The organism is Blastococcus mobilis (assembly GCF_900188025.1).
GTDB lineage: Bacteria > Actinomycetota > Actinomycetes > Mycobacteriales > Geodermatophilaceae > Blastococcus_B > Blastococcus_B mobilis.
The window spans coordinates 48,756-67,997 of the sequence record NZ_FZNO01000005.1 but is presented as its reverse complement, the minus strand read 5'-3'; the positions used below and the strand labels follow the sequence as shown (position 1 = coordinate 67,997).

Below are 19,242 nucleotides of genomic sequence, written 5' to 3'. Positions count from 1 at the left end.
TCCGACCAACTGCGTCAGTGGTGGCGACTAGCCTTCGCACACGCGTTCGAAGGAGGTCTGGTGTCCATCTTCTCGCCGTCCGAGCACCGGTCCGGCAGTTCACTGCCCGACCTGGCCGCCGCCATCACCGCCGGAGCAGTGCGCATCGCCGCCGCGACCGCGGCCTGGCTCCGGCTGATCGCCGAGTTCGACGAACGGGAGGGATGGCACGGCTACGGCATCGCCTCCTGCGCCCACTGGCTGTCCTGGCAGTGCGGCCTCTCCCCCGGCGCTGCGCGCGAGCACGTCCGGGTCGCGCGGGCGCTCGGTGGGCTGCCGTTGATCGAGGCAGCCTTCGCGAACGGTCGGCTCTCCTACTCGAAGGTGCGTGCGCTCACGCGGATCGCCGAGCCTGACAGCGAGGCGGCGTTGCTGGAACTGGCCGTGGAACTGACGGCGTCACAGGTCGAGCGCACCGTGCGGCAGTGGCGCAGAGCCGAGGGCGCCAATGCTGGAGAGCCGCCGCCGGAGGGCCGGCAGTCGTTCGAGCACTGGTGGGACGAGTCGGGGATGTTGACCGTCCAGGTGCGCATGCCTCCCGAGGCAGGCGCGGGCTTCATGGCCGCCATCGATTCCCTGGCCGAACGGGAAGCTCGCCGCGAGCGGGCACAGGCGAACCGGGACGACAGGGGGAAAGCCGGGCCGGGGACCGCCCCCGGCAGCCCCGTCCGCGACAACATGTCCGCTCGTCGGCTCACCGCCCTGACCCGACTGGCCGAGGTCGCCGTGGACTCCGACCGCCGTCCCGGCGACCCCCCTCGCCGCGAGGTGGTCGTGCACGTCGACGCTGCCGTCCTCGCCGACGACGGCGCAGCGGGCCGGGCCTACCTCGAGGGCGGTCCCGCGCTGCCCCCGGCACTCACCCGGCGGATGCTCTGCGAGGCCTCCGTGGTCGCCATGCTGGAGCAGGACCGCGAGCCCCTCGCGGTCGGCCGCCGGAAGCGGCGGGCCACCAGAGCGCAGCGCATGGCGTTGCTGCGTCGGGACGGCGGCTGCGCCCGGCCGGGATGCCCGGAGGGCCGCATCGAGCGGCTGCACGCGCACCACCTGCAGCACTGGCTCTTCGGCGGGCGGACGGACCTGACGAATCTGGTCCTCCTGTGCGACCGGGACCACGGTCTCGTCCACGAACTCGATCTGGTGATGAGCCGCGCGGGCGGTCGGCTGGTGGTCACGACTCCGGACGGCCGCCGGGTGTGGGGGACGGCGGACGCCGGCTTCACCGGAGCGCTGGCAGGGCTCGACGCCACGTCAGCTGCCGACCAGGACGCATTCGCCGGGGTCCACCCGATCGACACCGTGGTCGGGCGCCGCCCGCACGCGCAGGCCATCGTCCTCGAGCCCGCCGAGCGTCAGCCGGCCGAGCGGTGCCTGCCGGCCACCGGCGACCGGCGACGTCGCGGTGCGCGTCCCGCGCGAACTCCGGCAGGCCCGGCGCCCGGGGGCCGCACGGCGACATCACCGCATCTGAGCCGGCACCGCTCACACCGGAAGGGCACCCGGCATCCAGGCAGCTCGACGCCGCGCCCACCGATCACCCGCACCGACGCAGCGATTGCCGCGACGCTGTTCCCCACCGGGGAACCAGCGCTCCCCGACGCCATGCCGGCGGGCGGCGAGCGCATGGACGTCCGCCACGTCGTCGGCGTCCTCATGGGCAACCGCGACCTCGTCCGCCGTCTGGCCGCAGAGGCAGCAGCCGTTCCCGCGGGAACGCCGTGATCCCGCGCCGTCAGATGTTGGCGCCGTCCGCGGGTGGCCCCTCGGGAAGGGGTGCGGCGAAGCCGGAGCCCATCGGAGCCGGGGCGTCCATGCCCACCGTGTAGGACGTCATCGACAGGGATCCGTACGCGTAGCCGTCGACCAGCACGTCGGCCGGCGTCCCCGTCGCCCCCGCGATGCCGGCGACGTACAGCAGGGGGAGGAAGTGGTCGGGGGTCGGGACGGCCAGGTCGTAGTCGCGGTGCCCGTCGAGCCGGCCGGCCGCGCTGGGGTCGGTCAGCATCGTCTCCTTCGCCCCCTCGTCGAACCGCTGCGCCCAGTCGAACCCCGCATCGGGCAACGCTCGGCTGACCCCGCCGAGGTTGTGGACCACGTTCCCGCTGCCGATCAGGAGCACGCCGTCCTCCCGCAACGGAGCCAGCGCGGCCCCCAGCTGCAGGTGGTAGTCGAACGGCTTGAGCGCGTTGATCGACAGCTGGGCGACGGGGATGTCGGCGTCCGGGAAGGCGTGCATCAGCACCGACCAGGCGCCGTGGTCGATCCCCCAGCTGTCCAGGTCCGCGCCGACCCAGGTCGGGTGGACGATGTCGGCGATCTCCTCGTACAGCTCGGGCAGGCCCGGGGGCCGGTAGTCGACCTCGAACAGTTCACGGGGGAAGCCGAAGAAGTCATGGATCGTGCGGGGCCTCGGCATCGCGGTGACCGCGGTGGCGTGCACGTACCAGTGCGCGGAGACGACGAGGATCGCGCGCGGCCGGGGCACCGCCTGGCCGAACGCCCGCCAGGCCTCGGTGTACCGGTTCTTCTCGAGCGCGTTCATCGGGTTGCCGTGACCGAAGAACGCGGCGGGCATGACGGACATGCGGCTCCACCCCTGTCTTCATCGACTGGGTCGATGATCGCCCTGAGGGCGTCCGGATGCGAGGCGTCGCACCACGCACGTCCGGTGGTCAGAGGCGGGTGGCGGCGTCCTCGAGCAGGACCTGCCGCTCGGCCGGCGGACGGCGCGGGCACGAGGTGCACGTCGGCCCGTCGGGCACCCGGTAGAGCAGGCAGCAGGAGGCCCGCCGGGTGAACCGGACCCCGGCCACGTCCACGTAGCGGGGTGCCGGCAACGGCGGCCCGATCGCTGCCGCCAGCGGTGCCGCGAGCCCCGTCGCCCGCGGGACGTCTCCCACCGCACGGCCCAGCGCCAGCAACCGGTTCGCGATCGAGTCGGTGGCGATCGCCCACAGCGGCCGTTCGCGCATCCGGCCGGCCTCGGCGACCGCGGCCACGACAGCGGCCAGGGACTCCCGCAGCTCGGTCCCGAGGTCCGCCGCGGACGCCGACGACACTGCCGCCACCGGCAGGCCGCCGGCCGACATCGACACCGCGGTGTCGGGCAGCCGGGCCGACAGCGGGACGCCCGTCGCCAGGCCGGCCAGCGAGGGCGTGAGGAGCACCGTCGAGGCGGAGTACCACCACACCGTTGCCAGCACGCGTCGGTCTCCGGTGCCCTGCCGCGGGGCCCGGGCGGCCAGCAGCTGCGCGGTCCACGAGGCGTCCGCGAGCAGCGTCGCAGGGACCACGTCGGCGGACGGTGGGGGTAGGAGCCCGAGGGCGGCGGCACCGCGGATCCGCCCGGCCACCGCCGCCTGCCCGCCCTCGGTCACCCGGCCAGTCTCGCTGGTCGCCCGTGCGCGCCCACGGCTGTCGACGACCGCGTGGCGTCCTGGGGAGACGCCGAGTGCGTCTGGGTCATACGGTGTGGCGTGAGCCACGTTGCGCCGGTCCAGAGCGGCGCTGGAATCGGGAGGTACGCATGAGCGAGACGAGCCAGGCGACCGGCGGCCGCACCTTCAGCCCGCCGGAGCAACTCGCCGCCCAGGCCAACGTCGGGCCCGATGTCTACGACGAGGCGGCGGCCGACCGGCCTGCGTTCTGGGCCAAGCAGGCCCGCCGGCTCACCTGGGCACAGGAGTGGGACGAGGTCCTGGACTGGAGCAACCCGCCGTTCGCGAAGTGGTTCGTCGGCGGCAAGCTCAACGTGGCCTACAACTGCGTCGACCGGCACGTCGAGGACGGGCACGGCGACCAGGTGGCCTACTACTGGGAGGGCGAGCCGGGTGACACCCGGGTCATCACCTACGCCCAGCTCAAGGACGAGGTCAGCAAGGCCGCGAACGCACTCACCGAGCTCGGCGTGCAGGCCGGCGACCGCGTCGCCATCTACATGCCGATGATCCCGGAGACGATCTTCGCGATGTTGGCGTGCGCCCGCATCGGCGCCGTCCACATGGTCGTGTTCGGCGGGTTCTCCGCCGACGCGCTCGCCAGCCGCCTCGAGGACTCCGGCGCCGTCCTGGTCATCACTGCCGACGGCGGCTACCGCCGCGGGTCGCCGAGCGCACTCAAGCCGGCCGTCGACGACGCGGTCGACCGGAGCCCGGGCGTCCGCAACGTCGTGGTCGTCAAGCGCACCGGCCAGGACGTCGAGTGGACCGAGGGGCGCGACCTGTGGTGGGAGGACGTCGTCGACCGGCAGTCCACCGAGCACGAGGCCGCATCGTTCGACGCCGAGCACCCGCTCTACATCATGTACACCTCGGGGACCACGGCTTCCCCGAAGGGCATCCTGCACACCAGCGGGGGCTACCTGACCCAGGTCGCCTACACGCACTGGGCGACCTTCGACCTCAAGCCCGACGACGACGTCTTCTGGACCAGTGCCGACGTCGGCTGGGTGACCGGCCACAGCTACATCGTGTACGGGCCGCTGGCCAATCGGGCGACGTCGGTCATGTACGAGGGGACGCCGGAGACCCCGCACCGCGGGCGCTGGTTCGAGCTGATCCAGAAGTACGGCGTCACGATCCTCTACACGGCGCCGACGGTGATCCGGACCTTCATGAAGTGGGGCGAGGACATCCCCGCCGGCTTCGACCTGTCGTCGCTGCGGCTGCTCGGCTCGGTCGGTGAGCCGATCAACCCGGAGGCCTGGCTGTGGTACCACGAGCACATCGGCGGTGGCCGCTGCCCGATCATGGACACCTGGTGGCAGACCGAGACCGGCGCCCACATGATCACGCCGCTGCCCGGTGTGACCACTCTGGTGCCCGGCTCGGCACAACACCCCTTCCCGGGCATCGCGGCCAAGATCGTCGACGACGAGGGGAACGAGCTGACCAACGACTCCACCGGGCTGCTCGTGCTCACCGAGCCGTGGCCGGCCATGCTGCGCACCATCTGGGGCGCCGACGAACGCTACGTCGACACCTACTGGTCACGGTTCGGGAAGAACGTCTACTTCGCCGGGGACGGCGCGAAGAAGGACGCCGACGGCAACATCTGGCTGCTCGGCCGGGTGGACGACGTCATGAACGTGTCCGGCCACCGCATCTCCACCACCGAGGTGGAGTCCTCGCTCGTCGCCCACCCGTCGGTCGCCGAGGCCGCGGTGGTCGGCGCGAACGATCCGACCACCGGGCAGGGCATCGTCGCCTTCGTCATCCTCCGCGGGAGCGCCGAGGACTCCGGGGACGACCTGGTCCAGCAGCTGCGCACCCACGTGGCCAAGGACATCGGCCCGATCGCCAAACCCCGCCAGATCATGGTTGTCCAGGAGCTGCCCAAGACCCGCTCCGGGAAGATCATGCGCCGGCTGCTGCGGGACATCGCGGAGAACCGCGAGCTCGGCGACGTGACCACGCTGACCGACTCGTCGGTGATGAACCTGATCAAGGACAAGCTCCCCGCGACGTCGTCCGAGGACTGAGCCGGCGCTCCCCTGGTGGCCACGTCGGCCACCAGGGGGCCTCGGTACCGGCACTCCGGCGAACCCTTTCCGGGATGCGGGAGCGCGGCGTCGTTCGTCGTGCGGCACCATTCTCCTGTCCGGCCGATCGATCCGGCGGGCCTGGACCAGGCCCGCATCGATCAGGCACAGCCATCCGAAGGAGGAGCCCCCGTGGCCCACAGTGTGTCGCCGGCCCGCCTCGACGCGACGGCGGCAGCCGCCGAGCCCTCGGTCGGGACGCTCGTCCAGAGCGCCATGGCCGACATGTCGACGCTGGTGCGCAGCGAGATCGAGCTGGCCAAGGCGGAGATCGGCCGGTCGGCGAAGAAGGCGGGGATCAGCGTCGCGCTGTTCGGCGCCGCCGGCGTGCTCGCAGCGTTCGCCGGGATCTACCTCTTCGTCACCATCGCGGAGGCGCTGACCGCCCTGGGCCTGCCCCGCTGGGTGTCCTACGGGATCGTCACGCTCTTCCTGCTCGTCCTCGCCGGCATCCTGGCGCTGATCGGGCGCCGGATGCTCCGGAGGGTCGAGAAGCCCGAGCGGACGCTGGAGACCCTCTCCGACCTGCCCGACGTGCTGCACCGGGAGGCTCCGGGTCAGCGTCACCGCGCCATCCCGGAGGTCAGCAACGGCCAGGTCAAGCGGGCGGGCACGCAGTCCTACACGCTCTGACCGCCACACCGAGCGACGGAGTGGCCTCCAGCCCCGTGACGGTCCGCGTCGAGGGCCCACCCGACGCGACCAGCGTCCTGCTCCCGGGCCCGTGGACCCACCGCGACATCTCGGCCAACGGCGTGCGACTGCACGCCGCCGAAGCCGGCGAGGGGCCACTGGTCCTCCTGCTGCACGGCTTTCCGCAGTTCTGGTGGGCCTGGCGCGCACAGTTGACCGACCTGGCCGCGGCGGGCTTCCACGTGGTCGCCCCGGACCTGCGCGGCTACGGGGCCAGCGACAAGCCGCCCCGCGGCTACGACCTGCCCTCGCTCTCCGCGGACGTGGCGGCCCTGGTGCGCGCGCTCGGCGAGCAGGACGCGGTGGTGGTCGGCCACGACTGGGGTGGTCTCCTGGGCTGGACCATGGCGGCGCTGCACCCGCGCACCGTGCGCCGGCTCGTCGTCCTCTCGATGGCCCACCCCCGGCGGCTGCGGGCGGGCATGACCGACCCCGCGCAGCGGCGGGCCTCCCGGTATGCCCTGGGCTTCCAGCTGCCCCGCCTGCCCGAGCGCCGGCTGACCCGGGCCGACGACGACCCCGTCGCCGACCTGATGCAACGGTGGGCCGGCCCGGCGTGGGCACGCACCCCGGGGTTCGCCGAGGCGGTGGAGCGCTACCGCTCGGCCGCGCGGATCCCCCAGGCCGCCTACGGCGCCATGGAGTACCACCGCTGGGCGGCCCGGTCGCAGCTGCGCCCCGACGGTCTCCGCTACGCGCGGCGGATGGCCGCCCCCATCAGCGCGCCCACGCTGCAGCTGCACGGCACGCTGGACCCCTGCGTGCTCGTCGACACCGCGCGCGGCTCGGGTCGCTACGTCGCCGGCGCCTACGAGTGGCGGGAGCTGCCGGGCATCGGCCACTTCCCGCACGAGGAGGCACCGGCCGAGGTCAGCCGGGCCATCGCCGAGTGGGCCACCTGACGGTATGGAACGGCCCCGGGTGACGTAATGGAGCGGCCACCCTTCAGGGCCCGGCGACCCACTGAAACGGCCCCGTTCAGGGTCCCGCGCTGAGCCTGCGAAGCAGAAAGGACCCCGTCCCTCTCACCGCTCGCACGCTCGCGGCGAGCCTCCGGACGGGGCCTACTCGCAGGGACCGGTGCCGACCTCGGCCCGCGCGGTGCTGCCGACGGTCGCCGCCTCGGCGACCTCCGGCCCGGTCAGGGCGTAGCCGGTGTCGGGGTCGTCGATCGCGGAGGCGAAGACCACGCCCAGGACGCTGCCGTCGGTGGCGAACAGCGGACCGCCGGAGTTACCGGACCGGACGGTCCCGAACAGCGCGTAGACCTCGCGGACGACGGTCTCGGTGTTCCGGAAGTCCGGGCCGCTGATCTCCACGCGGTCGCGCACCCGCGCCGGCCCGACGTAGAAGGGTCCGCCGCCGGGGTAGCCCATGATGATCGCGTCGTCGCCGGCCTCGGCGAGGTCCGCGCTGAACGACAGCGGGAGCGTCTCCATCCCGGGCACGGCGAGCACCGCGACGTCGGTCGCCTCGTCCACGTAGACCGGCGTGGCGTCGTACTCCTCCCCCTCGGCCAGCACGACCGGGTCGGTGACGCCCGCGAGCACGTGCGCGTTGGTCATCACCCGCTCGGGTGCGTAGACGAATCCGGATCCGTCGATCTGCCGGGAGCAGGACGGCGCGATACCGGTGATCTTCACGACCGACCCCTGCACCGAGTTCACCACCGGGCTGGACAGCAGCGCCGGGTCGGGCGCCGGGACCTCGCGGACCTCGGTCGGGGTGAGCGGGTCGAGGACGTCGGGCAGCCCGCGGCGGTCGATCGCGTCGCGGAGGTTGTCGTAGACGGTCCGGACCTCGTCGGGGATCGCCCGGTCGACGGCCTGCACGAGCCCGGACTGACGCACCTGACCGGCCACCGTCGGGAACGGCGAGCTGGCCAGCGGAGAAGCGACCATCCAGGCGACCAGCAGCACGGCGACCGCCGAGACCACCGCTCCGGCCACCGAATCGATCATCTTCGCCGGCTCCCAGGTGACCCGCCCGCGCAGCGCGCGGCCGGCCGCCCCGGCCAGGATCTGGCCGAGCAACGCCCCGGCGAGCACCACCACCAGCGCGGCGAACACCCGCGTGACGCTGGAACCGTCGATCCGATCGGCGACCGGTCCGGACAGCTGCGCCCCGAGGACGGCGCCGCCCAGGAAGCCGAAGATGGAGGTGGAGGAGACCAGCAGGCCCTGCCGGAAACCCGACAGCGCGAACACGAGGGCGAGTGCGATCAGCACCACGTCGACGACGGACACGGTCAGTTACCCCGCTCGACCCCGGAGCCGGTCCGCTCCTCCGTCGCCGGCGCTCCCTGCGATGCTCCTGACCCGCTCGTCATCGGTCGCGCACCGTCATGGTGCCGACCTGGTCGAGCTGGACGTGGAAGCTGCACTCGAACGGATAGTCGCCGGGCGCGGTCGCCTCGAAATCGATGGTCATCTCCTCGCCCGGCGCGAGGAAGTCGATCACCGACTCGATCGCGGCAGGTCCGGTGCCCGGCGTGAACCGGAAGTCGTGGGTCATCTCCTCGGCCACGTTCACCACCGTCAGGCGCACGGGGCCCGGGTCGACGGTGAAGTGATCGGGCGTGAAGACGTAGTCGTCCTGGGTCTGCAGGGTGATCTCCTGGACGCCGTCGGGCGCCGTCGTCACCTCGCCCACCCCGGGTGCCAGCGGTGCGGCACCGGACTCCGGCAGGTCCTCGCCGCTGCAACCGGCGAGCACGCCGGGCAGCATCAGCAGGCCCAGCAGCGCCCCAGCGCCGCGCCGTACGGTCGTCCGCCGTCCCCCGTTCATCGGGGCGGAACCGTACGCGTCGGAGGCCCGTCCGGCGCGGGATCGGCCACCGTCGGCGCGGCGGCGTCGCCGTCGGGCTCGTCGTCGCCCGATCCCGGCAGCCGATACGGCCGTACGGCGGAGGCCGGGAGCTGACGCACGTCGCGCTCGTTCCACGGCTCGGCGAGCCCGGCCGCCTCGAGGATCGCCTCCAGCAAGCCCGCGGTGAAGCCCCACACCACCATGTCGGCGACGGCGAAGGCCGGTCCGATGTAGCCGGACGGGTGCCCCACCCGGAAGCGGTTGGCCGGGTTCGCGAGGTCGGCCAACGGCACGCGCGCGACCCGCGCGACCTCGCGCGGATCGCCCACCGTCACGTCCCGCGGGTCGTCCCACCAGCCCACCACCGGCACGACGAGGTTGTCGGAGGGGCCGAGGAAGAGCTCCTGCAAGGTGGCCAGGATCCGGACACCGGCCGGGTCGATGCCGGCCTCCTCCTGGGCCTCGCGCAGCGCCGTCCCGACCGGGTAGTCGTCACCGGGATCGGCCTGGCCACCCGGGAAGGCCGGCTGACCGGCGTGGCTGCGCAGGTGTGCGGACTTCTCGATCAGCAGCACGTCCGGCCCGCCCGGTCCCTCACCGAAGAGGATGAGCACAGCGGAGCGCCGGGCCGTGGCCGTCGCCTTGGGCATGCGGTGGCGGAGCGGGAGGTCGACGGCGGCGTCGAGCAGCCGCAGGAGGTAGTCGGGCAGCCCATCGGCCGCCGACTCCCGCGCCGCGTCGCCGGCGCTCACAACTGCACGCCGAGGTGCTCGGCGACCAGGCCGCGCAGCTCGTCCGCCGACGCGACCGGCCCCACCTGGGTGTGGACGAGGGCACCCCCGGCGTCGAGGAAGTAGGTGTGGGGCAGCACGTTGATGCCCAGCTCGGCCATGAGCTCCCCCTCCCCGTCGAACGCGCTGGGAAACACGACCCCGGCATCCGAGGCGAAGGACTCCGCCTGGGGGACGCCGTCCTTGCTGATCACCCCGATCACGTGGACCTGCTCCCCCGCGCTGTTCGCCAGCTCCTGGAACATCGGCAGCTCCTCGCGGCAGGGCGCGCACCAGCTTCCCCACAGGTTGACCACCGTCGGCACGCCCGGTGCCCGGGAGAGGTCCAGCGTTCCGCCGCCGGGGCAGTCGAAGGCCAGCGCGGGCATCAGCGCGGCGCCCCGCGCCGGTTCGCCGGGCTGCTCGGGACAGGCCGAGAGGGTGCTCTCCATCTGCACGGGACCGTCCGGGTTCTCCGTGTCGGCCGCGCACGCCGACAGCAGGACCGCCGCCGTGAGCCCGGCGAGGAGTCGCCGCATCACTCGGTGTCCGAGGCGGCCGGCGACCGGACCAGCTTCAGGGCGACCTCCGGGTCCACGGGCCCGATACCGAACGAGGGGCACCACTGCGCCAGACCGCAGGCTCCGCAGGCGGCCTTCTTGGCGTGGCAGACCCGGCGACCGTGGCAGATCACGCGGTGGCTGAAGTCGGTCCATTCCTTCTTCGGGATCAGCTCGGCGATCTCCGCCTCGACCTTCACCGGGTCCTCCTCTGCCGTCCACCCGAACCGGCGCACCAGGCGGCCGAAGTGCGTGTCGACGGTCAGGCCCGGCACCCCGAAGGCGTTGCCCAGGACGACGTTCGCGGTCTTGCGGCCCACCCCGGGCAGGGTGACCAGATCGGCCATCCGGCCGGGCACCTCGCCGTGGAAGCGCTCGACCAGCGCCTGGCTGAGCCCGAGGACCGAGTTCGCCTTCGCCCGGAAGAAGCCGGTCGGCTTGAGGATCGCCTCGAGCTCCTCGCGGTCGGCGGCGGCGAGCGCGACGGCGTCCGGGTACTTCGCGAACAGCGTCGGCGTGACCTTGTTCACCATCTTGTCGGTGGTCTGCGCCGACAGCACCGTGGCGACCAGCAGCTCGAAGGCGTTGGTGAAGTCGAGCTCGCAGTGTGCGTCGGGGTGGATCACAGCGAGCTCCCGGGCCATCCGCCGGGCACGCCTGGTCCGGCCGAGAGGCGTCTCCTCCGGGTCGTAGGGCGAGGCACCGGTCCGCGCGGCGCGGGTGGGCCGCCGGAGGCGGGCAGGACGGGCGTAACCGGGCGCCCCGGACGCCGCCACGGGCGCGCTCACGGACTCGGACGCGGGCATCGACACGTCGTCGAGGGTAGGCGGCCGGTCCGACGGGTAACCGGTCCGTGTCATCATCGACAGCCGTGTGCCGGGGCGGTCCCGGCCGGATCGCAGGAGGAGGTGGCAGTGGTCGCGCTGAGCGTCATCCTCTTTCCACCGCTGCTCATCGCGTTCCTGCTGGTGATGGAACGCGTCGAGGAGCCGCTGCGCCGACCGGCCAGTCCGCGCGAGGTGACGGAGTTCCTGAACACGGCCACGCCCGGCGAGGTGGACACCCTTGCCTCGTCGGGTATCCGACGTGCCCTGTCCCGCTGGCGCCGTCGTCGCGGTAGGCGCGGCGCCACGACGAACCCACCGCTGGTCTGAGCGGTCCGGCGGGTGTGCTCCAGGCCACTCGCTCGGAGGGGGGACGCGTCCGCCCACCGAACGGGTGACCGGAGGCACAGCCGCCTACACTCGCTCCGGACACGGACGCCGGTGCGTCCGTACGAACGGTTGCGAGAGGACGTGCAGTGGACGAGGTACTGGCCCAGTCCGGGCTCTTCCAGGGGCTTTCGGAAGACGCGGTGGACCCGGTCGCCAGTCGCTTGGAGATGATCACGCTGCCGCGCGGTCGAGTGGTCTTCAACGAGGGCGAGCCCGGCGACAGCCTCTACATCGTCGTGTCCGGCAAGATCAAGCTGTCCCGCCGGTCGCCCGACGGCCGGGAGAACGTGCTGGCCGTCATGGGCCCCTCCGACCAGTTCGGCGAGCTCTCGGTGTTCGACCCCGGCCCGCGCACCGCGACCGCGACGGCCGTGACCGACGTGAAGCTCGCGCGCATGCCCCAGTCCGTGCTGCGTCCCTGGATCGACGCGCACCCGGAGATCGGCGAGCAGCTGCTGCGGGTTCTCGCCCGCCGGCTGCGTCGCACCAACGACTCCGTCGCCGACCTGATCTTCACCGACGTGCCCGGTCGGGTGGCCAAGGCGCTGCTGCAGATGGCCGACCGGTTCGGCAGCCGCGAGAGCGACGGTCTCCGCGTCAAGCACGACCTGACGCAGGAGGAGCTGGCCCAGCTCGTCGGCGCCTCACGCGAGACGGTGAACAAGGCTCTGGCCGACTTCGTGCACCGCGGCTGGATCCAGCTGCAGGGCAAGTCGGTCGTCGTCCTCGACGAGGAGCGCCTGCGCCGCCGCGCGCGATGAGCCATGACACTGCGATCCTCCGGATCGCACCGCGGCCACGAGCCGTCCCCGCCCCACGTTGAGCCGCTGCTTCGCGCCTGCGCGGACCCCTGCGGGGCCCACTCGGCACGACTGTTGAACCAGGAAGGCCCAGAACCATCACGGTTCTGGGCCTCTCTGGTTCAGAGCTCAGTGCGGAAGCGGGATCACGAGACGGATGCGGGTGCCGTCGGGGAGCACCGCCCACCGGCCGTCGGGCGTCTCCTCGAACGTCGGGCTGATCGGATGCAACGGCTCCGGCGGCGAGCCGGCCAGCGCCGCCGCCACGTCCGGGAACGGGGCCAGCTGGCCGAGGGTGTGGGTGGTCGGCGGCATCATCGGCCGGTCGCCGGTGGCCAGCTCCGCGAGCGCGGCGGTGGGCGTCAGCCAGGAGGCCTCGTCGGCCTCCCCGGAGACGTGCCGCGCCTCCTGCCCCACCGGCAGCGCGGCAGCGAAGAACTTGGTGTCGTAGCGCCGCGGCTCGACCGGCGGGGTGATCCAGTGCGCGAAGGGCCGCAACAGGTCCGACCGCAGCGCCAGGCCACGACCGGCCAGCAGCTCGGCCAGTGACAGCTCCCGGGACAGCAGCGCCTGCCGCTGGTCCTCCCAGTCGTCGCCGGAGACGTCCGGCACGACCCGGCCACCCTCGGGGTCACCGGCCAGCAGCACGCCGGCCTCCTCGAACGTCTCCCGGACGGCGGCACAGACCAGTTCGCGCGCGGTGCGCTCGTCGCAGCCGAAGGCGGTGGCCCACTGCGCGGGCGGTGGCCCGAACCAGGCGGTCTCGATGTCACCGTCCCGCGGATCCACCCCGCCGCCGGGATAGGCGGTCATCCCGCCGGCGAACGGCATGCCCCTGGTGCGTCGCAGCAGGTAGACCTCGAGCCCCGGCTCCCCGTCGCGCAGCAACAGCACCGTGGCTGCCTGCCGCGGCTCGGCCGGCGCGGTCATCTCAGTTCGACGGTGAGCTCGACCTCGACAGGGGCGCCCAGCGGGAGCTCGGCGACACCGACGGCGCTGCGGGCGTGCTGTCCGGCGTCGCCGAAGATCTTGCCCAGCAGCTCGCTCGCGCCGTTGACCACGCGCGGCTGCCCGGTGAAGCCCTCGGCGCTGGCGACGTAGCCGACGACCCGCACGATGCGGGCCACCGAGTCCAGGCCGACGAGGTCGTCGATGGCGGCCAGCGCGTTGAGCGCGCACACCTTCGCGTCGGCCGCCGCCGCCTCGACGTCGACCGAGCCGCCGACCTTGCCCGTGCGGCGCAGCCCACCGTCGACGAACGGCAGCTGCCCGGACGTGAAGACCAGGGAACCGGTGCGGACGGCGGGCACGTAGGCGGCGACCGGCGCAGCGACGGGGGGCAGCCGGATGCCGAGCTCGGCCAGCCGCGCGTGCCAGCTCGTCGCGGGCGCGGAGGGGCTGGTCATGCCGGGCGCTTGAGGTAGGCGACCAGCTGGTCGGAGCCCCCGGGGCCCGGCAGGACGGTCACCAGCTCCCACCCGTCGACGCCCCAGGAGTCGAGGATCGCCTTGGTGTTGTGGATCAGCAGGGGGATGGTGGCGTACTCCCACCTGCGGCGCGCCGATTCGGTCATGACGTGGACGCTAGCGCAGCAGGTGACCTGACCGGCGGCTCCGTGCAGGGCCCCGCCCCGAGCCTGCGAGGAGTGGGGGGCACGGGGTCCTTCTCCTACGCTGGTGCGGGTGAGCCCCGATCCCGTGCGCCTGCACGTCGTCACCGGGAAGGGCGGGACCGGCAAGACCACCGTCGCTGCCGCGCTGGCCCTCGCCCTCGCCGCCGACGGCCGATCGGTGCTGCTCGTGGAGACCGAGGGCCGGCAGGGCATCGCCCAGCTCTTCGACACCCCACCGCTCCCCTACGAGGAACGCCGGGTGGCGGTCACCCGCGGTGGCGGCGAGGTCAAGGCGCTGGCGATCGACGCCGAGGAGGCCCTGCTCGACTACCTCGACATGTTCTACAACCTGCGCCGGGCCGGCCGGGCCCTGCGGAAGATGGGTGCGATCGACTTCGCCACGGCCATCGCGCCGGGCCTGCGCGACGTGCTCCTCACCGGCAAGATCAAGGAGGCGGTGACCCGCCGGCACGACGGGCGGCCGGTCTACGACGCCGTCGTCGTCGACGCCCCGCCGACCGGCCGGATCACCCGCTTCCTCGGGGTCACCGCCGAGATGTCGCAGCTGGCCCGCTCCGGCCCGATCAAGACGCAGAGCGACGGAGTCATGGCCGTGCTGCGCTCGCCGCAGACCGCGGTGCACCTGGTGACCCTGCTCGAGGACATGCCCGTGCAGGAGACCGCGGATGCCATCAGCGAGCTGACCAAGGCCGACCTGCCGGTCGGCTCGGTGATCGTCAACATGGCCACCGAGCCGGTCCTGCCGGCCGACGGCCTGGCGCTCGCGGCCCGCGGCAGGCTCACCGGCGAGGACCTCGCTCCGGCACTGGCCGCCGCCCATCTGCACGGCGGTCCCGAGCTCGCCGGTGCCCTGGCCGCGGAGGTCACCGAGCACGCGCAGCGGTGGGCCGGCCAGGACGCGCTCCGCGACGAGGTGGAGGCGCTGAGCAGGCCGGTGGTGGAGCTGCCCCTGATGACCGGGCCGATGGATCTGGGCTCGCTGTTCGAGCTGGCCGCCCGGCTCGAGGAGCACCTGCAGACCGAGGTGGCCGCGTGACCGCCGCCCCGCAGCCGGAGCCCACCCAGCGGCCGGCCCGCGCTCCCCGCCAGCCGCGCCCGGGGCCGGTCGCGCCACCCATGGATCTCGACGCGCTCATCGCCGACCCGGAGACCAGGATCGTCGTCTGCTGCGGCGCCGGTGGCGTGGGCAAGACGACGACGTCGGCCGCGCTGGCACTCGCCGCCGCCGAGGCCGGCCGGACGGTCGTCGTCCTCACCATCGACCCGGCCCGCCGGCTGGCGCAGTCGCTGGGGCTGGTGGAGCTGGACAACGAACCGCGGCGGGTCGATATCCCTGGTGGCGCGGCCACGGGGGCGACCGGGCAGCTGCACGCGATGATGCTGGACATGAAGCGGACCTTCGACGACATCGTCGCCGCTCACTCCACGCCCGAGCGGGCGCAGCAGATCCTGGAGAACCCCTTCTACCAGGCGCTCTCCTCCTCGTTCGCGGGAACGCAGGAGTACATGGCCATGGAGAAGCTGGGCCAGCTGCGGGCCAGCGAGCAGTGGGACCTGATCGTCGTCGACACCCCGCCGTCCCGGTCGGCGCTGGACTTCCTCGACGCGCCGAACCGGATGAGCCGGTTCCTCGACGGCACGATGATCCGGCTGCTCATGGCGCCCAGCCGGGCCGGGTTCAAGTTCGCCAGCGCCGGATTCCTGCTCTTCAGCCGGATCGTCAGCAAGATCCTCGGCGGTCAGCTGCTGCGCGACATCTCCGCGTTCGTCGCCGCGCTGGACACCATGTTCGGCGGCTTCCGGGAACGCGCGACGGCGACCTACGAGCTGCTCCGCCGTCCCGGCACCTGGTTCGTCGTCGTCGCGACGCCGGAGCCCGATGCCCTGCGTGAGGCCTCCTACTTCGTCGACCGGCTGTCGGCGGAGGGGATGCCGCTGGCCGGGCTGGTGCTCAACCGCACCCACCCGCCGGCGACGACGGCGCTGTCGGCCACCCGTGCCGACGGCGCGGCCGAGGAGGTCCTCGAGGCCGGCGGCCCGGGTGCCGAGCTGGCAGCCGCGGCCCTGCGGGTGCACGCCGAACGGATGCAGCTGGCCGCCCGCGAGCAGCACCTGGCCGACCGGTTCACCAGCGCTCACCCGGAGGTCGCCGTCCGGACCGTGCCGGCGGCCGCGGGGGACGTGCACGACCTGGACGGTCTGCGGAGCATGGGCGAGGAGCTGACGGGCCCGGACGGTGACACGCCGACCGGTACCCCCCGTAGCCGAGTGCTGCCAGCGCGCCGCCGCTGACGACGGCGTTCCGTTCTCCGGGCCACGTACCCTCGACGCCGATGTCGGAGAACGCGCAGTCTCGGTCCCACACCCTCGCCAAGCTCGCCGCGACGATCGTCGTCGCCGGTGCGCTCATGGCCGGTTTCCTGTTCCCCTGGGTCGGGGGCACGGGGCTGGTGGCACGGAACTCCGCGACGCTGCTGGACGCCCTGCCGGTCGAGCTGACCGACCGGACCCCGGCCGGCAACACCAAGGTGCTGGCCGCGGACGGCTCGCTGATCACCTACGTCTACGACAACAACCGCACGCCGGTGACGGCGGACCAGATCGCGCCGGTGATGAAGCAGGCGCTGGTCGACATCGAGGACTCCCGCTTCTACGACCACAACGGCCTGGACGTCCAGGGCACCATGCGCGCGCTCGTCACGAACGTGGCGGCGGGCTCGGTCCAGGAGGGCGGCTCGACGCTGACCCAGCAGCTGGTCAAGCAGACGCTGCTGCAGACGGCGACCACCCCGGAGGACCGGCAGGCGGCCACCGAGCAGAGCGTGGGGCGCAAGCTCCGCGAGGCGCGGCTGGCGATGGCTCTGGAGGAGACCTACTCCAAGGACGAGATCCTCACCCGGTACCTGAACGCCGTGTACTTCGGGCAGGGTGCCTACGGCATCCAGGCCGCCGCGCAGAAGTACTTCAGCGTGAACGCCGCGGACCTCACCCTCCCTCAGGCGGCGATGCTCGCGGGCCTCGTGCAGAGCCCGGCCAACGACGACCCGATCACCAACCCCGAGAACGCCCAGGTGCGGCGCAACCAGGTGCTGCAGCGGATGTACGACCTGAAGCACATCACCGAGCAGGAGTTCACCGAGATCTCGGCGCAGCCGGTCGCGGTGGCCCAGGGACAGGACCCGCCCAACGGCTGCATCGACGCGACGACCGGGGGGTTCTTCTGCGCATACGTGCTGCAGTACCTCACGGGCACGCTGGGACTGGACCCGCGCGAGATCGCCGACGGTGGCCTCACCATCCAGACGACGCTGCGGCCGGACATGCAGGCGGCCGGCGAGCAGGCCGTGCTCAACACGCTCGCCATGGGTGACGAGCTGGTCGGCACCTACACGGCGGTCGAGCCCGGGACGGGGCACGTGCTGGCGATGGCCAACAACCGCCGCTACGGCTGCGACGCGCCCGAGTGCGAGTCGGTCAACCTCAACGTCGTCCCCAGCCGCGGCTCGGGATCGACGTTCAAGGTGTTCACCGCCGCCGCGGCGCTGGAGCAGGGGTACTCGAAGCACTACACGCTGACCACCGCGAACCCCTACGTGTCCCGGGTCTACAAGGACGGCGCCGGCCCCTACGACGTCCCGAACGTCGGCAGCAACTACCCGAACACGCTGGACATGGAGAAGGCTCTCTACATGTCCTCGAACACGTACTTCCTCGCTCTGGAGGACAAGCTCGGCAGCGTCGAGGGGCCGGTGCGCATGGCCCAGCGCATGGGCATGCACTTCGACGCCCCGAACCAGTACCCGGCTGACACGATCATCGCCGAGAACCGTGGCTCGTTCACGTTCGGCACCGACGCGGTGAGTCCGCTGGATCTCGCCAGCGCGTTCTCCACGCTGGCCGCCAGCGGCACCCAGTGCGATCCCACGCCGATCACCGGGATCCTGGATCGCAACGGCGCCCCCGTGAAGAACGACGAGGGCAAGCCGGTGTACGCCGGCAACAGCTGCACGCCCGAGGCCGTCCCGGCCGGCGTCGCGAACACGCTCAACCAGATGCTGCGCAAGGATGTCGAGCCTGGCTACAGCGGCCAGACCGCATCGCGCGCCTACGTACCGGGCCACGAGATCGCCGGCAAGACCGGGACGATCAACAACAACGCCTCGGTGACGTTCGTCGGCTACACGCCGCAGTACGCGGCCAGCGTCCTCGTGTTCAACTCGGCGGCCGACAAGAGCGTCGGCGGCTTCGGTGGCGGCAAGGGCGCGACCATCTGGCACGACGCCATGGCACCGATCCTCACCGGCCAGCCGGTGACGCCGTTCCCGCCGGAGGACCCGACCGTGGCGAACGGCGACATGCGGACCGTGCCCAGCTGCTCCTCGGTGAGCGCGTGCGAGGCCGCCCTCGAGGACGCCGGGTTCCGGTCCAGCGTCCGGCAGGTCGACAGCGACCAGCCGGACGGCGCGTTCCTGGGCACGAGCCCGGCCGCGGGTACCCGGGCGAACGTCGACGACCTGGTCACCATCCAGGTCAGCAACGGGTCGGCTGCCGCGGAGACGCCGGCCGAGCCGGAGACGACCGAGGAGCCGGCTGAACCTGCGGCCGCGGGCGAACCCGGCAACGGCCCGGGCGATCCGGAGCGCGACCCCGACTGAGAAGGACCTCGTCCTCCTCACCGCTCGCACGCTTGCGGTGAGCCCCTGGACGAGGCCGTATCAGCCGAGCTGGCGGCGCACCTCCGCGGCGACCCGGCCGCCCTCTGCCCGGCCGGCGACGGCACCCTGCACCGCGCCCATGACCTTCCCCATGTCCTTCATGCCCGACGCCCCGGTGCGGGTGACGACGTCGGCGACCAGCGCGGCGAGATCGGCGTCCTCGAGCTGGGCCGGCAGGTAGCCGGCGAGCACCCCGCCCTCGGCCTCCTCCCGCTCAGCCTGCTCCGCCCGCCCGGCCCCGGCGAACGCCTCGGCGGCCTCCCGGCGCTTCTTCGCCTCCCGGCGCAGCACACCCATGACCTCGTCGTCGGAGAGCTCGCGGGCCTCCCGCCCCGACACCTCCTCGGCGCTGACGGCGGCGAGCACCATGCGAAGGGTCGCCGTCCGCAGCTCGTCCCGGTTCTTCATGGCGGTGGTCAGGTCCTCGCGCAGGCGGTTCTTCAGCTCGGGCACCTCTCCAGCCTGGCACGG

General features: G+C 72.7%; 20 protein-coding genes. 9 read left to right on the top strand and 11 right to left on the bottom strand.

The window, feature by feature from the left end; genetic code table 11:
- The first annotated feature begins 60 nt into the window (after positions 1-60).
- Positions 61-1,761 (top strand): HNH endonuclease signature motif containing protein, encoded by a 1,701-nt coding sequence (locus CHB94_RS05980; RefSeq protein WP_089335669.1) that lies wholly within the window; start codon positions 61-63, stop codon positions 1,759-1,761.
- 10 nt (positions 1,762-1,771) lie between these two features.
- On the opposite strand, the gene ygiD is transcribed toward CHB94_RS05980, so the two are convergent.
- Entirely contained in the window at positions 1,772-2,623 is an 852-nt protein-coding gene (gene ygiD / locus CHB94_RS05975; RefSeq protein WP_217899193.1) for a 4,5-DOPA-extradiol-dioxygenase, read from the bottom strand.
- An 88-nt stretch (positions 2,624-2,711) separates the two neighbouring features.
- Positions 2,712-3,416, bottom strand: a complete 705-nt coding sequence (locus CHB94_RS05970) for a (2Fe-2S)-binding protein (protein ID WP_089335668.1) — start codon at positions 3,414-3,416, stop codon at positions 2,712-2,714.
- Positions 3,417-3,565: 149 nt separating this feature from the next.
- Here CHB94_RS05970 and acs point away from each other — a divergent pair, with 149 nt between their 5' ends.
- The 3 genes from acs (at position 3,566) to CHB94_RS05955 (ending at position 7,173) form a co-directional block, all read left to right on the top strand.
- Positions 3,566-5,518, top strand: a complete 1,953-nt coding sequence (gene acs / locus CHB94_RS05965; RefSeq protein WP_089335667.1) for an acetate--CoA ligase — start codon at positions 3,566-3,568, stop codon at positions 5,516-5,518.
- Between the two features lie 192 nt (positions 5,519-5,710).
- Complete coding sequence (locus CHB94_RS05960; RefSeq protein WP_089335666.1) at positions 5,711-6,211, top strand: phage holin family protein; 501 nt, start codon at positions 5,711-5,713, stop codon at positions 6,209-6,211.
- 35 nt (positions 6,212-6,246) lie between these two features.
- On the top strand, positions 6,247-7,173 hold the full coding sequence (locus CHB94_RS05955; protein ID WP_089335813.1) for an alpha/beta fold hydrolase: 927 nt from the start codon (positions 6,247-6,249) through the stop codon (positions 7,171-7,173).
- A 162-nt stretch (positions 7,174-7,335) separates the two neighbouring features.
- Here CHB94_RS05955 and CHB94_RS05950 read toward each other — a convergent pair whose 3' ends face one another.
- From CHB94_RS05950 to nth, 5 genes are all read right to left on the bottom strand, one after another.
- Positions 7,336-8,517 carry a MarP family serine protease gene (locus tag CHB94_RS05950; RefSeq protein ID WP_089335665.1) on the bottom strand — a complete coding sequence of 394 codons (1,182 nt, stop codon included), beginning with the start codon at positions 8,515-8,517 and terminating at the stop codon, positions 7,336-7,338.
- A 79-nt stretch (positions 8,518-8,596) separates the two neighbouring features.
- Positions 8,597-9,058 carry a cupredoxin domain-containing protein gene (locus CHB94_RS05945; protein ID WP_254920434.1) on the bottom strand — a complete coding sequence of 154 codons (462 nt, stop codon included), beginning with the start codon at positions 9,056-9,058 and terminating at the stop codon, positions 8,597-8,599.
- Positions 9,055-9,831 (bottom strand): NUDIX hydrolase, encoded by a 777-nt coding sequence (locus CHB94_RS05940; RefSeq protein WP_089335664.1) that lies wholly within the window; start codon positions 9,829-9,831, stop codon positions 9,055-9,057. Before CHB94_RS05940 ends, CHB94_RS05945 begins: the two co-directional genes overlap by 4 nt.
- Positions 9,828-10,388, bottom strand: coding sequence for a TlpA disulfide reductase family protein (locus CHB94_RS05935; protein ID WP_089335811.1), 561 nt, complete (start codon positions 10,386-10,388; stop codon positions 9,828-9,830). Before CHB94_RS05935 ends, CHB94_RS05940 begins: the two co-directional genes overlap by 4 nt.
- The gene (gene nth / locus CHB94_RS05930; RefSeq protein ID WP_089335663.1) at positions 10,388-11,215 is read right to left on the bottom strand and encodes an endonuclease III; all 828 of its coding nucleotides are present in this window, start codon (positions 11,213-11,215) and stop codon (positions 10,388-10,390) included. The genes CHB94_RS05935 and nth overlap by 1 nt, the downstream gene beginning before the upstream one ends.
- A 108-nt stretch (positions 11,216-11,323) precedes the next feature.
- On the opposite strand from nth, the gene CHB94_RS05925 reads away from it, so the two are divergent.
- Together CHB94_RS05925 and CHB94_RS05920 are read left to right on the top strand one after the other, a co-directional pair.
- On the top strand, positions 11,324-11,563 hold the full coding sequence (locus CHB94_RS05925) for a hypothetical protein (RefSeq protein WP_089335662.1): 240 nt from the start codon (positions 11,324-11,326) through the stop codon (positions 11,561-11,563).
- A 146-nt stretch (positions 11,564-11,709) separates the two neighbouring features.
- Positions 11,710-12,384, top strand: coding sequence for a Crp/Fnr family transcriptional regulator (locus tag CHB94_RS05920; protein ID WP_089335661.1), 675 nt, complete (start codon positions 11,710-11,712; stop codon positions 12,382-12,384).
- A gap of 168 nt (positions 12,385-12,552) precedes the next feature.
- On the opposite strand, the gene CHB94_RS05915 is transcribed toward CHB94_RS05920, so the two are convergent.
- The 3 genes from CHB94_RS05915 to sp36 are packed head-to-tail and all read right to left on the bottom strand — an operon-like array spanning position 12,553 to position 13,996.
- Positions 12,553-13,353, bottom strand: a complete 801-nt coding sequence (locus CHB94_RS05915; RefSeq protein WP_089335660.1) for an NUDIX hydrolase — start codon at positions 13,351-13,353, stop codon at positions 12,553-12,555.
- Complete coding sequence (locus CHB94_RS05910; RefSeq protein ID WP_089335659.1) at positions 13,350-13,829, bottom strand: RidA family protein; 480 nt, start codon at positions 13,827-13,829, stop codon at positions 13,350-13,352. Before CHB94_RS05910 ends, CHB94_RS05915 begins: the two co-directional genes overlap by 4 nt.
- A complete protein-coding gene (gene sp36, locus CHB94_RS25020) occupies positions 13,826-13,996 on the bottom strand; it encodes a Sp36 family protein (RefSeq protein WP_089335658.1) in 171 nt (56 codons plus the stop codon). The genes CHB94_RS05910 and sp36 overlap by 4 nt, the downstream gene beginning before the upstream one ends.
- A gap of 109 nt (positions 13,997-14,105) precedes the next feature.
- Between sp36 and bagA the strand changes: the two genes are divergently transcribed.
- Genes bagA through CHB94_RS05890 form a run of 3 tightly spaced genes read left to right on the top strand, consistent with a single transcriptional unit; the run spans position 14,106 to position 18,711 of the window.
- On the top strand, positions 14,106-15,092 hold the full coding sequence (gene bagA, locus CHB94_RS05900) for an ATPase BagA (RefSeq protein ID WP_089335810.1): 987 nt from the start codon (positions 14,106-14,108) through the stop codon (positions 15,090-15,092).
- Positions 15,089-16,348, top strand: a complete 1,260-nt coding sequence (gene bagB / locus CHB94_RS05895; RefSeq protein ID WP_254920433.1) for an ATPase BagB — start codon at positions 15,089-15,091, stop codon at positions 16,346-16,348. Before bagA ends, bagB begins: the two co-directional genes overlap by 4 nt.
- A gap of 41 nt (positions 16,349-16,389) precedes the next feature.
- Entirely contained in the window at positions 16,390-18,711 is a 2,322-nt protein-coding gene (locus CHB94_RS05890) for a penicillin-binding protein (RefSeq protein ID WP_089335657.1), read from the top strand.
- Positions 18,712-18,771: 60 nt separating this feature from the next.
- On the opposite strand, the gene CHB94_RS05885 is transcribed toward CHB94_RS05890, so the two are convergent.
- Positions 18,772-19,224: a GatB/YqeY domain-containing protein gene (locus CHB94_RS05885; RefSeq protein WP_089335656.1), complete on the bottom strand. Its 453-nt coding sequence runs from the start codon at positions 19,222-19,224 to the stop codon at positions 18,772-18,774.
- Positions 19,225-19,242 lie beyond the last annotated feature (18 nt).